This window comes from Alsobacter sp. (genome assembly GCF_059501845.1).
In genome coordinates this window covers 202,044-214,368 of record NZ_JCACDK010000014.1, presented here as the reverse complement: position 1 = coordinate 214,368, position 12,325 = coordinate 202,044, and the positions used below count along the sequence as shown (strand labels likewise).

The following is a 12,325-nucleotide window of genomic DNA, read 5'->3' as shown; positions in this document are numbered from 1 at the left end:
CTTCCCCCGGGGTTCCGCCTGGGTCAGACCAGGCGCAGGGTCAGCCCCTTCAGCCCGCTGCCGGTGAGGCTCGTGGTCCAGGTCTCGCCCGGCTTGACCGGGAAGGCGCGGGTGACCGTGCCGGTCGTGACGATCTCGCCGGGAGCCAGCGCGGGGTGACGTCCGTCTTCGGCGAGCAGTCCGACGAGGTGGCGCAGCGCCGACAACGGGCCATCGAGGACATTGGCGGCCTGGCCGGTGTCGACATGCCGCCCGTCGCAGGAGAGATCGATCGAGAAGCCGGACAGCACGTCCAGCCATTGCGCCCTGTCACCGGCGCGGATCTCTTGGCGCGGGCCTACCACGTAGGCCCCATGAAGCCCCAGCCCCGCCACCGTGTCCGGCGCTGCAAAGCGCCAGCCTGCGAACAGCGACTGGACGAGTTCGACGCCATGCGCCACCCAGCCGATGCACTCCAGCAGCGCCGCCTCGTCCATCCCGGCGTCCGGCGTCCGGGCAATACAAAAGCAGATTTCCGGCTCGATGCGGGGCTCCACCAGCGAGGAGGCCGGTAGATCGGCCTGCGTTCCCGCCGCGTCGCGCAGCGTCGTGTCGTACATGTAGCCCCAGATGGGGGCATGCACGTCGTACTCGTCCCAGATCGTGCGGTTGGTGAAGCCGATCTTGCGCCCGACCGGCCGCTCTCCCCGCGCCAACCGAAGCTCTTTCACCGCGGCGGTCACGCCATACGCGCCTGCGAGGTCCAGATCGGGATGGCGACGGGTCAGCAGCTCGATCTGCGTACGGCCGTCGAGGCTCGCAAGCACCTCGCGGGCAATGGATGGGATGTCGGTTCGCAGGCTGGCCATCGGCGCGTCCTCCCTGCGCGATCCTTGCGCCGGCAGGCGGTCCCGGAGCAAGCGGTGCTTTGACTTGCCATGCTCCGCCGGAGCAAGCTCCGGTCCCACGGAGGAGGGGATTTTGCAACGTCGCTGCACGGCGCTCGCCGCCTTTGCCCTGCTTATCGCGGGAGTTGTCGGGTCCGTCACCTCCGCCTCGGCAGGCGATCCCGACGCTCTCTGGAAGATCGTGCACACGGAATGCGTCCCGGCGGCAGCCGAGGGCAAGGTTCCTCCCCTCCCTTGCGACGACGTGGACGTGTCGGAAGGGCTGGAGCGCGGCCATGTCCTGCTGAAGGACCGCGTCGGCGTGGCGCAGTACCTGCTCATCCCCACCGCGCGCCTGACCGGCATCGAGGATCCCCGCCTGCTCGCGCCTGGCGCGCCCGACTACTTCGCCGCGGCCTGGGCGGCGCGCGACCTCGTCTCCCGGCGCCTGCCACGTCCGCTGACCCGGGCCGAGACCAGCCTCGCCCTCAACTCGCCGCAGGCCCGCTCGCAGAACGAGCTGCACATCCACATCGACTGCGTGTCGGCAGACGTCCGCGATGCCGTAAAGGCTCATGCCGACGAGGTTGCTGCTGAATGGGCGGAGTTCCCCGTCCCGCTCGCCGGGCGGACGTGGCGGGCCATGCGGGTCGTCGGCGCGACTCTCTCGGGGCAGGATCCTGTCCGGCTGCTGGCGGCAGCACCGGGAAGCGACATGGGCCGGGCCTCCATCGCAGCCGTCGGGGCGACCTTTGCGCATGGCGGGGACGGGTTCGTCCTGTTCGCCGCGTTTTCCGGGGAGGGCATGTTCCAGGGCGCCTCCGCCGAGATGCTGCAGGATCATTCCTGCGCGATGGCGTGGCGCTGAGAGCAGCACAAGCTCACAAGCTGAATCGGAACCTTGTAGCCACCTCGCCGGTTTGCGGGATGTCAAACCGCGCCAGGAGATCCCCGATGTTGCAGCCCGATGCCGATGGCCAGGCGCAACCGCGGGATACGCTGTTCACCGCCGAAGAAGTCGAGCCGCAGCGTCAGAAATCGATGCCGCGTGCCTTCTGGGCGATGGCGTCCGGCTTCTGGAAAGGTACGACGGCCCGCGAGGCCTGGCTGCTGACGCTCGCGATCCTGACGCTGGTGGCGATCACCATCGGCGTCCAGTACGGCATCAACCGCTGGAACCGGACCTTCTTCGACGCCCTCGATGCAAAGGACGCGGCGCGGGTCAGCACGGAGATGCTGGTCTTCGCCGGGCTTGCCGCCGCCGCCGTGACCGCGATGGTGGTGCAGGTTTTCTGCCGCCTGACGCTGCAGGCGCGCTGGCGCCGCTGGCTCTCGGCGTCGCTGGCCGGGCAGTGGCTGGAACAGCGCCGCTTCTACCAGATGAACATCGCGGCTCCGGAGATCGACAGCCCCGAGTTCCGCATGACGGACGACGTCCGCATCGCCACGGAGCCGCTGGTCGATTTCGCCATCGGGCTGCTCAATGCCGTGCTGTTGGCCGCCGTCTTCGTCGGCGTGCTGTGGACGGCCGGCGGCGCCATCACCGCCTTCGGCTACAGGATCCCTGGTTATTTCGTCGTCGCCGCTGCCGGTTATGCGCTGCTGACCTCGGGACTGATGGTGGTGCTCGGTCGCCCTTTGATCCGCTACACCGGCGAAAAGAACGCGGCAGAGGCGCAGATCCGCTACGAGCTGGTCCGGGTGCGCGAAAACGCCGAGAGCATCGCCATGATCGGCGGCGAGGAGGATGAGGAGCGCGCCCTCGGCGGAACGCTGAACGAGGTGCTGGCGCGCTGGAAGAAGGTGGTCGCGCAGCAGGCCAAGATGACCTTCATCATCCACGGCAACAGCGTGCTCGCCCCTGTCGTGCCGCTGCTGCTGGGCGCGCCGAAGTACCTCACCGGCGAGATGAGCCTCGGCCAGCTGATGCAGATCGCCGCCGCCTTCGTGCAGGTGCAGATCGCCTTCAACTGGCTCGTCGAGAACTATATCCGCTTTGCGGAATGGGAAGCCTCGGCCGGCCGCGCCGTCGCGCTCTGGCAGACCTTCCGCGACCTCGCCGGCGACGGCTCCGGCGACGAGCGGATTGTGCTTGGGGAGAGCCCCGACGATGCGCTGCGTCTGAAAGATCTGCGCGTCGCCCAGCACAATGGCCGCGTCGTCATCAACGGCGCCGAGGCGGTGTTCGAGCGCGGCGAGAAGGTGCTGCTGCGTGGCGAGTCCGGAAGCGGCAAGTCGACCCTCATCAGGGCGATCGCGGGTCTCTGGCCGTGGGGCAGTGGTGACGTCCTGGTGCCGAAGGGCGCCCGTGTCGCCTTCGTGCCGCAGAAGCCATACGTGCCGCACGGCACGCTCAGGGCGGCGCTCCTCTATCCCGACGGCGGCGAGGAGGTCGGCGACGAGACGTTGCAGAACGCCCTGCGCCGGTGCGGTCTGCGCCACCTCGCCTCCCGCCTCGACGACGAGGAGCGCTGGGACAAGATGCTCTCGGGAGGCGAGATGCAGCGCCTCGCCTTTGCGCGGCTGCTGGTCCAGAAGCCCGAAATCGTCGTCATGGACGAGGCCACCTCGGCGCTGGACGAGGCGAGCCAGGATTCGATGATGTCGCTGTTCCAGGACGAGCTCGCCGGCGCGATGTTGATCAGCGTCGGGCATCGGCCGGGGCTCGACGAATATCACGACCGCACGATCGAGCTGACGCGCAAGCCCCGCGGGGCCGAGATTGGCCGGGAAGGGCAGGGCGGCGGCGAGCGCAAGCCTCGCCTGCTCGGCCGTGTTCTCAGGCGCGCACTTCGCCCCCGGCCCTCTCCCGATCCCGGTGCAGGCCAGACGATTCCGTGACGGGCACTGATGCAAGGCGGACCTTGCAGCTTCCGCGGTTCGAGGCGGCTGCGTGCCGCGCTATGTCTGGAGAGACATTCCCACAGGAGCAGTGTCCATGGCCTCGCATGTCCGTATCGCCGCGATTTCCGGAAGCCTGCGCAAGGGCTCGTTCAACACCGCCACATTGCGCGCCGCCCGGGAACTCGCGCCCGAGGGCGTGTCCGTGGACGAGATCCCGATCCGCGATATTCCGGTCTATGACGATGATGTCCGTATTGCCGGCTATCCCGAGCCGGTCGAGGCGTTCCGGGCCGCGCTCGCGGCTGCGGACGCCGTGCTGTTCGTGACGCCCGAGTACAATTACTCGATCCCCGGAGTGCTCAAGAACGCCATCGACTGGGCCTCCCGCCCGCCGAGCCAGCCTTTCGACGGAAAGCCCGTCGGCATCATGGGAGCGGCCACCGGCCTGCTCGGCACGGCGCGAGCCCAGTACCATCTTCGGCAAATGCTGGTTTTCCTGAACGCCTTCCCGGTGAACAGGCCGGAGGTGATGATCGGGCAGGCAGCCACGCGCTTTGACGACGGATTGCGGCTGACCGACGAGACGTCCCGTGCGCTGATCCGCCAGCACCTCGAGGCGCTGGCGGCGTGGACACGCAGGCTGCGCGGGGAAGCGCCGGCGGCAGCCTGACGGCTTCAGGCGTCGAGAAGTTTTCGCAGAGTCTGCCGGTTCGCCCTGACAGCTCCAGCGGGATCGGCGCGCGCCTCGTCGGATTCCTCCTCCAGCACGAGCCAGCCGTTGAAGTGCGGCGCCGACGCGACGCTCTTCACCACTGCGGCCGTGTCGCATATGCCGCGGCCGAGCATGGCCCAGTGGCCGCCGGCATCGACATCCTTGAGGTGCAGGTAGCGGATGCGGTCGCGATAGGTGCTGAGGACGTCGAGGATGTCCTGCCCGCCCCTGAGGATATGGCCGGTATCCGGCACCCACCCGACCGCCGGGTCCAGCCGCGCCATCAGAGCGTCGTAGTCCTCGCGCGTGAAGAGCAGCGTGTCGTGGTGTGAACTCGGATGCACCGCCACGTCGACGCCGTGGCGGGCGCCGATCTTCGCTGCATCGTTGTAGAGCCGCGCGGCCGCGTCGAACTTGTCCTCCCGCGTGCCGGGAGACATCACCGTCGCGCTGCCGAGCGACAGGATGGTGCCGGGAAAGGCCGACAGGAAGCGGACGTGGTTCTCCACCATGGCGAGGTCGGAGGCGAGCATTGCGGGCTCGGTGTAGCCGGACGGGCTCGCGGCGGCGAAAGCGACGAAGGTGAGCCCCTGGCGTGACAGTGCCTCCGCGAAGGCTGGTGCGTCGTCGGCATAGCGCCCGATCATGGTGTCGGTGATCTCGATGCCCGCGTAGCCTCCGGCTGCGACGGCGCGCAGGAGGTCGTCTGGGTCGCCCCGCCAGGCGTCTCCCAGCATCTCCCACGTGTAGGTCTGGCATCCGATCTTCAGCATGGGCGCTCCGGCGGCTCGGTCGAGGCGCGCGATTGTCGGCGTGGGCCTGCCGCCGTCAAGCCAGCGTCGTGCAAGGGTGCTGCGCGCCTGATCGCAACCTTGCGGCTTGCGCCCGACGGGATCATGCCCCAATCCCGCTTCAGCAGGGGAGGAGCCAAGTCATGCGCAAGCTCGGCATCGGTGTCGTTGGATGCGGCAACATCTCGATGACCTACATGCGCAATGCATCTCTCTTTCCCGGCGTCGAACTGCGCGCCTGCGCGGACCTGTCCGAGGATCTCGCCCGCAGACGGGCGGAGGAGTACGGCATCCGCGCCTTGCCGCTCGACGATCTCCTGAAGGCGGAGGACATCGACCTCGTCCTCAACCTTACGGTGCCCAACGCTCATTTCGCCGTAAGCCACGCCGCGCTGACGGCCGGCAAGCACGTCTTCACGGAAAAGCCCCTGGCCGTGACGGCAGCGGACGGACGCAAGCTCGTCGAGGAGGCTGCCTCGCGCGGGCTCGGGATCGGCTCGGCGCCGGACACGTTCCTCGGCGCGGCCGGGCGCATGGCACGGCGGCTTATCGACGAGGGCGCGATCGGAAGGCCCGTGGCGGGCACGGCCACCATGATGGGCCGCGGCATGGAGCACTGGCACCCGAACCCGCAATTCTACTACCAGCCGAGTGGCGGCCCCGTGCTGGACATGGGGCCCTACTACCTGACCATGCTGGTGAACCTCCTCGGCCCGGCACGCAGCGTCACGGCCATGGCGGCGACCGGCTCGGCCGAGCGCCTGATCACAGCGGACGGGCCTTACAAGAACACGACGTTCAAGGTGGGTACACCGACGACGCTGATGGCCGTGATCGGCTTCGTCGCCGGTCCCATCGTTACGCTGGGCATGAGTTGGGACGTGTTCCGCCACTCCAGCGAGCCGCTCGAAATCCATGGCGACCGGGGATCCCTCCGCCTGCCCGACCCCGACACCTTTGGCGGAACGGTGTCGCTCTCCGAGCAGGGAGCGCCCTGGCGCGACTTCCCGACCGGCGAGGGTCTGCACGGGCGCATCAATTGGCCCTTCGACGCGCCGCGGCTCGCCAATTACCGCATGCTCGGGGTGGCCGATTTCGCCCGCGCAATTGCGACCGGCGGGACGCCGCGCGCCTCTGGCGCCCTCGCTCTGCACGTCCTCGAGATCATGGAGGCAATCCTTGCCTCCGCGGCGCAGGGCGCCGGTCCCGTGACCCTGCCGGCGACAGCCGTGCGCCCCGACGCGCTCGGCGAGGACGAGGCGGCTGCGCTGCACGAGGGCTGAGCGCGTCGCTCAGGCCCGCTTCTTCCGGTTGCGCAGGCCCTCGCGCAGCATGTCGTTGGCCAGTCTCTGCCAACCCGGACCGTGTGCCTTCAGGTCGTCGACGATGTCGGGCTCGAGCCTGATGGAGATCTGCACCTTCGGGCTGGCAGCCCGGGGGCGGCCGCGCACCTTGGTGTTGGGGAAGGCAGCGAGTTCGACGTCCGACAAACCTTCGGGCCCCACTGCACGCGCGAAATCCTCCGCCGTCCACTCGGGATTGTCGGGGTCGTCGATGGGGTCGTCGTTCATGTCGTTAAGGTCGATCGCCGCCAGCTTCGCCAGAATTTCGGGATGAAGCGGCTCACGGGACATATTGGCGATACTCCTTCGTCCTGGCTCTTCGCAGACTGATGGCACGGACGACATCCGAGCGTAGCGTGTAGGCGAGGCAGTACATTCTCCCATCCAAAAAGCCGTAAGCCCGAAAACGTCGTTCCTCGAAACGGGTGTCCAAAACCCGCGTGACAACTTGCATTTCCGCTGCCCGAGCGAGCGAAATCCCATGCTTGGCGATATTCGCGGCATCCTTCGCGACGTCGAATTCAATCATCGAATAACTGCTCGAAATATGAGTTTACGTATCACAAAAAATGCCGCGCGCGCAAGCGGCGGGGAGCCCTTCCGTCCGGCTGCCCCTCCCGTGCTAGGGTAGGCGAGCAAGGGAGCAAACCGCATGAGCGCGAAGGCCGAAGTCACCTCCGGAGGCGACCAGCCGCGCGGCGAACTCACCGTGCGCACGATCGCGATGCCGGCGGATACGAACGCGAACGGCGACATCTTCGGCGGCTGGGTCATGTCGCAGATGGACCAGGCCGGTGGTATCGCGGGCGTCGAGAGGGCGATGGGGCGTGTCGTGACGGTTGCCGTGGAGGCAATGACCTTCCACCGCCCCGTGCAGGTCGGCGACGTGCTGTGCGTCTACACCCGCATCGTCTCGGTCGGCCGCACCTCGATGCGCATTGAGATCGAGGCCTGGGCCCGGCGCTTCCGCAAGAACTTCCGCGAAAAGGTGACCGAGGCCACCTTCACCTTCGTCGCGATCGACGACGAAGGCCGCCCGAGGCCCGTTCCGCCTGAAGAGCAGGCCTAGGTCGGGGCGACGTTCGCCTCGGGCTGCGGCTCGGGGGCGGGCACCGCGAAGCCGGAGCGCAGGCCCGCCGCCATCGCCTCCAGCGGCTGGGTCTCGACCGCCGCCGCCGGCAGCCGGCCGGATCGTGCCGCGAGCCAGGTGTGGATGAAGGCGAGCTTGCCGATCACCTCCGGCGAGAGCGCAAACGGGTAGAGGTCCGAGGTGCCCATGCTGCGGGCGAGCTCGTTCAGCCCGAAGGCCATGTGCATCCACGCTTCGACCATCACGGGAAACCGCGGCTCCACATAGGGGTCGAAGTCGATCCGGAACGTCCGGCTCTTTCCCGTCCGGAACGACATCGTCAGCGCATGCGCCGTCTCGAGCGTGTCGACGATGTGCAGATAGTGTGCCCAAGTCTCGGCGAAATCCTCCCAGGAATGGGAACTCGCATAGGCGCTGACGAAGTGGTCCTGCCAGCGCTCCGGGGGGCCGTTGGCATAGTGACGCTTCAGCGCCTCGCCATAGTCTTCGCGTTCGTCCCCGAACACCTCGCGGTAGCGGGCCAGCGTATCGGGCGACTGCGCCATTAGGATCCAGACATAGTGCCCGACCTCGTGCCGGAAGTGTCCGACCAGCGTCCGGTAGGGCTCGCCCATCTGCAGCCGCAGCCGCTCGCGCTCGACATCGTCGGCCTCGACGATGTTGAGCGTAATCAGGCCCTCGTCATGGCCGGTCATCACCCGCTGCTCGAGATGCGGCGCGTCCGAGAGGAAGTCGAAAGCGAGGCCGTCCGGCGCCTCCTGCCTGGTCGGTGGCTTCAGGCCAAGGCGGAACAGCCCGTAGACCATGCGCCGCTTGGCCGCCTCGATCCGCGTCCAGCGCTCGCGGTTATCTGGGACGGAGAGGTCCGGAATGGTCCGGTTGTAACGGCAGGCGGCACAGAATACCTCGCCGGGCACAGCCATCCAGTTGCAGCCCGCACCCTCGGCATTGGCACAGAACACGGCCGACGCGCCGCCGCGGACAGGCATTCCGTCTTCGTCGAAGGCGATCAGGTCCATCACGCCGGGGTCGAAGCCTTGCCTGCGGTTGCAGCTATCGCAGCGGATGGTCTCGAAATGAAGCGGATGGTCGCAGGCGTCGCAGGTGAAGGGTCTCACGGTATTCTCCGGACTGCCTGCGCGGGGTTCGGCTTGGCGCGGACGGGCTTGCGGGATGTCGCCGGCGCGGCAGGCCGTAGTTGGCCTAACGCGGCTCCGCCATCAACGGCGATTGGACGGCTTGGTTGCAGCTTGGGGCGACGGCACGGCGCTTGCCTCTCGAACGGTGCCGACTAGGCTGCAGCAACGCCGCGCCGCCCGAAGCCAGTCTCACCGGAAGCACCGCCCAGTGTCCATTGTCGCTGCCCTCCACCACGTCACGCATTATCGCTACGACCGTCCGGTGGTCATCGGCCCCCAGGTGATCCGGCTGCGCCCGGCCCCGCACAGCCGCACGATCGTGAAGAGCTATTCGCTCAAGGTGCTGCCGGCCAATCACTTCATCAACTGGCAGCAGGATCCCCACGGCAACTGGCTGGCGCGATACGTGTTCCCGGAGCCCGCGACGGAGCTGAAGATCGAGGTCGACCTCGTTGCCGACCTCGCGGTCGTCAACCCGTTCGACTTCTTCGTCGAAGACTATGCGGACCAGTTTCCGTTCACATACCCGCCGGAACTGAGGCACGAGCTTCTTCCCTATCTCGAACGCGAGGAGGATGGGCCGCTCCTCGACGACTACGTCGCCTCGATCCCGCTGGAAAAGCGCCAGATCGTCGATTTCCTAGTCTGGCTGAACCAGCGCGTGCAGCAGGACATCGGCTACGTCATTCGCCTGGAGGCGGGGGTGCAAGCCCCGGACCAGACGCTGGCGTTGCGTCGCGGCTCATGCCGTGACTCCGGCTGGCTCCTGGTGCAGGTCATGCGCCGCCTCGGGCTCGCCGCCCGCTTCGTGTCCGGCTACCTCATCCAGCTCAAGCACGACCTCAAGGCGCTCGACGGCCCAACCGGCACGGACCACGACTTCACCGACCTGCACGCCTGGGCGGAAGTCTATGTACCCGGAGCCGGCTGGATCGGGATGGACCCGACCTCCGGCCTGTTCTGCGGCGAAGGGCACATCCCGCTTGCCGCGACGCCGCATTACCGGTCCGCCGCCCCGATCTCCGGCCTGGTCGGCTATGCCGAGGTCGACTTCGCCTTCCACATGGACGTGCAGCGGGTGCACGAGGCGCCGCGCGTCACCTTCCCCTTTTCCGACGAGGCCTGGCAGGCACTCGACACTTTGGGCGAGGCAGTCGACCGGGATCTCGCCGCCCGCGACGTCAGGCTCACCATGGGAGGCGAGCCCACCTTCGTGTCGGTCGACGACTATGAGGGCGACGAGTGGAACACCGCTGCGGTGGGGCCGACCAAGAGGCTGCGCGCAGACGACCTCGTCCGCCGGCTGCGCGCGCGTTTCGCTCCGGGCGGCCTGCTGCATCACGGGCAGGGGAAGTGGTACCCGGGGGAGTCCCTCCCGCGCTGGACCTTCGCCCTCTACTGGCGCAAGGACGGCCAGCCAGTCTGGCGCGACCCCTCGCTCCTCGCCGTCGAGACGCCACACGACCCGCCGCCTGCCGACGCGACGCAGCGTGCCGCGACGATTTTCGCCGAAGAACTCGGCCTTCCCACAGAGTACGTCCTTCCGGCCTACGAGGATCCCGGCGAGTGGGTGAAGAAGGAGGCGGACCTTCCCGTCAACGTCGACCCCCTCGACTCCAAGCTAGACGACCCTGAGGCCCGGGCCCGCATGGCCCGTGTCTTCGAAAGGGGCCTGTCCAATCCCGTCGGCCACGTGCTCCCGATCCAGCGATGGAACGCCGCAGCGTCGGACCGCCGCTGGCGGACCGAGCGCTGGAAGGTGCGCCGCGGCAAGCTGTTCCTCGTCCCGGGCGACAGCCCCGTCGGCTTCCGGCTTCCGCTGGGAGGGCTGCCGCACGTCCCGCCGTCCGCCTATCCCTACATCCACACCGTCGATCCTTTCGCGCCGCGCGAGCCACTGCCGCCACCCGAGGTGTTCAGCCATCGCCTCCACGCCCAGGCGCAAGTGCAACATGCGTCGGAGGTGGGCGGCGCCGAACGGCAGGACGTCGTCGAGCAGGTCGCCTCCGCCGATGCCGTACGGACCGCCATCGCCTTCGAGGTGCGCGACGGCAACCTCTACGCCTTCATGCCCCCGGTGGAGGCGCTCGAAGACTATCTCGACCTCGTCACGGCGCTCGAGGACACGGCCCGCCGGCTCGGCACGCCCGTTCGCGTCGAAGGCTATGCGCCGCCTCCCGATCCCCGCATCGACGTCATCAAGGTCACGCCCGACCCCGGCGTCATTGAAGTGAACGTGCAGCCGGCCGCGAGCTGGCGGCAGGCGGTGGACATCACGCAGGGCGTTTACGAGGAGGCACGCCTCGCCCGGCTGGGCACCGACAAGTTCATGGTGGACGGCCGGCACTGCGGGACGGGCGGCGGCAACCACGTCGTCGTCGGCGGGGCCACCGCTCCCGACAGCCCGTTCCTGCGCCGGCCTGACCTGTTGAAGAGCCTCGTCGTCTACTGGCAGCGCCATCCCGCGCTGTCCTATCTGTTCTCCGGGCTCTTCATCGGTCCGACCAGCCAGGCGCCGCGCATCGACGAGGCGCGGCATGACGCGCTCTACGAGCTCGAGATCGCCATGGCGAAAGTCTCGGCCCCGTCGGACGTCCCGACGCGGCCCTGGCTCGTCGACCGGCTGTTCCGCAACCTGCTGGTCGACGTCACCGGCAACACGCACCGATCCGAGATCTGCATCGACAAGCTGTTCTCGCCCGACGGGCCGACGGGAAGGCTGGGGCTTGTCGAGTTCCGCTCCTTCGAGATGCCGCCGGATGCGCGCATGAGCCTGGCACAGCAGGTGCTGCTGCGGGCGCTGATCGCGTGGTTCTGGACCCGGCCGCAGGACGGGCGACTGGTCCGGTGGGGCACCGCCCTGCACGACCGCTTCATGCTGCCGCACTTCGTGTGGAGCGACTTCCTCGACGTGCTCGGCGATTTGCAGGGCCAGGGCTACGCCTTCGACCCCGCCTGGTTCGCAGCGCAGCTGGAGTTCCGCTTTCCCTTCTACGGACAGGTCGAGCAGGGCGGCGTGCGGCTGCAGATCCGGCAGGCGCTGGAGCCCTGGCACGTCATGGGAGAGACCGGCGCCATCGGCGGCACGGTTCGCTTCGTCGATTCCTCCGTCGAGCGCCTGCAGGTGAAGGCGGACGGCTTCAATCCCGAGCGCCACGTGATCGCCTGCAACGGCAGGCGCGTGCCGATGACATCCACAGGCAGGCCGGGCGAGGCGGTCGCCGGCGTCCGGTTCAAGGCCTGGCAGCCGGCCTCTGGCCTGCACCCCACCATCCCCGTGCACGCGCCGCTCACCTTCGACATCCTCGACAGGTGGAACGGGCGCTCGCTGGGCGGCTGCGTCTACCACGTCGCGCATCCCGGCGGTCGCAACTACGAGACGATGCCCGTCAACGCCTACGAGGCGGAGGCCCGGCGTCTCGCGCGTTTCGAGGCCATCGGCCATACTCCGGGCATCATGCGTGTGCCGCCGGCGGAGCCATCGATCGAGTTCCCGATGACGCTGGACCTCAGGCGGCCCGCGCCATAGCGGGCTCGATG

11 protein-coding genes are annotated in these 12,325 nt (G+C 68.2%); 6 read left to right on the top strand and 5 right to left on the bottom strand.

Annotation, left to right across the window (positions count from 1 at the left end):
* Positions 1 to 23 precede the first annotated feature (23 nt).
* Positions 24 to 848 (bottom strand): 2-keto-4-pentenoate hydratase, encoded by an 825-nt coding sequence (locus tag AC5JCN_RS11975; RefSeq protein ID WP_495755290.1) that lies wholly within the window; start codon positions 846 to 848, stop codon positions 24 to 26.
* 112 nt (positions 849 to 960) lie between these two features.
* On the opposite strand from AC5JCN_RS11975, the gene AC5JCN_RS11970 reads away from it, so the two are divergent.
* The 3 genes from AC5JCN_RS11970 to AC5JCN_RS11960 all read left to right on the top strand — a co-directional run bounded on the left by AC5JCN_RS11970 (position 961) and on the right by AC5JCN_RS11960 (position 4,380).
* Entirely contained in the window at positions 961 to 1,734 is a 774-nt protein-coding gene (locus AC5JCN_RS11970) for a CDP-diacylglycerol diphosphatase (RefSeq protein WP_495755289.1), read from the top strand.
* A gap of 86 nt (positions 1,735 to 1,820) precedes the next feature.
* Positions 1,821 to 3,707: an ABC transporter ATP-binding protein/permease gene (locus AC5JCN_RS11965; protein WP_495755288.1), complete on the top strand. Its 1,887-nt coding sequence runs from the start codon at positions 1,821 to 1,823 to the stop codon at positions 3,705 to 3,707.
* A gap of 97 nt (positions 3,708 to 3,804) precedes the next feature.
* The gene (locus AC5JCN_RS11960) at positions 3,805 to 4,380 is read left to right on the top strand and encodes an NADPH-dependent FMN reductase (protein ID WP_495755287.1); all 576 of its coding nucleotides are present in this window, start codon (positions 3,805 to 3,807) and stop codon (positions 4,378 to 4,380) included.
* A 5-nt stretch (positions 4,381 to 4,385) separates the two neighbouring features.
* Here the strand turns inward: AC5JCN_RS11960 and AC5JCN_RS11955 are convergent, their stop codons facing one another.
* Positions 4,386 to 5,195 carry a sugar phosphate isomerase/epimerase family protein gene (locus AC5JCN_RS11955; RefSeq protein ID WP_495755286.1) on the bottom strand — a complete coding sequence of 270 codons (810 nt, stop codon included), beginning with the start codon at positions 5,193 to 5,195 and terminating at the stop codon, positions 4,386 to 4,388.
* 161 nt (positions 5,196 to 5,356) lie between these two features.
* On the opposite strand from AC5JCN_RS11955, the gene AC5JCN_RS11950 reads away from it, so the two are divergent.
* The gene (locus tag AC5JCN_RS11950; protein ID WP_495755285.1) at positions 5,357 to 6,496 is read left to right on the top strand and encodes a Gfo/Idh/MocA family protein; all 1,140 of its coding nucleotides are present in this window, start codon (positions 5,357 to 5,359) and stop codon (positions 6,494 to 6,496) included.
* Positions 6,497 to 6,505: 9 nt separating this feature from the next.
* On the opposite strand, the gene AC5JCN_RS11945 is transcribed toward AC5JCN_RS11950, so the two are convergent.
* A complete protein-coding gene (locus tag AC5JCN_RS11945; RefSeq protein WP_495755284.1) occupies positions 6,506 to 6,847 on the bottom strand; it encodes a BrnA antitoxin family protein in 342 nt (113 codons plus the stop codon).
* Complete coding sequence (locus tag AC5JCN_RS11940; protein WP_495755283.1) at positions 6,837 to 7,085, bottom strand: BrnT family toxin; 249 nt, start codon at positions 7,083 to 7,085, stop codon at positions 6,837 to 6,839. Before AC5JCN_RS11940 ends, AC5JCN_RS11945 begins: the two co-directional genes overlap by 11 nt.
* 123 nt (positions 7,086 to 7,208) lie before the next feature.
* Here AC5JCN_RS11940 and yciA point away from each other — a divergent pair, with 123 nt between their 5' ends.
* Positions 7,209 to 7,625, top strand: coding sequence for an acyl-CoA thioester hydrolase YciA (yciA, locus tag AC5JCN_RS11935; RefSeq protein ID WP_495755282.1), 417 nt, complete (start codon positions 7,209 to 7,211; stop codon positions 7,623 to 7,625).
* Here the strand turns inward: yciA and AC5JCN_RS11930 are convergent.
* Complete coding sequence (locus tag AC5JCN_RS11930) at positions 7,622 to 8,764, bottom strand: zinc-binding metallopeptidase family protein (protein ID WP_495755281.1); 1,143 nt, start codon at positions 8,762 to 8,764, stop codon at positions 7,622 to 7,624. The genes yciA and AC5JCN_RS11930 overlap by 4 nt on opposite strands.
* Positions 8,765 to 8,993: 229 nt before the next feature.
* On the opposite strand from AC5JCN_RS11930, the gene AC5JCN_RS11925 reads away from it, so the two are divergent.
* Entirely contained in the window at positions 8,994 to 12,314 is a 3,321-nt protein-coding gene (locus tag AC5JCN_RS11925) for a transglutaminase family protein (RefSeq protein WP_495755280.1), read from the top strand.
* Positions 12,315 to 12,325: the final 11 nt, after the last annotated feature.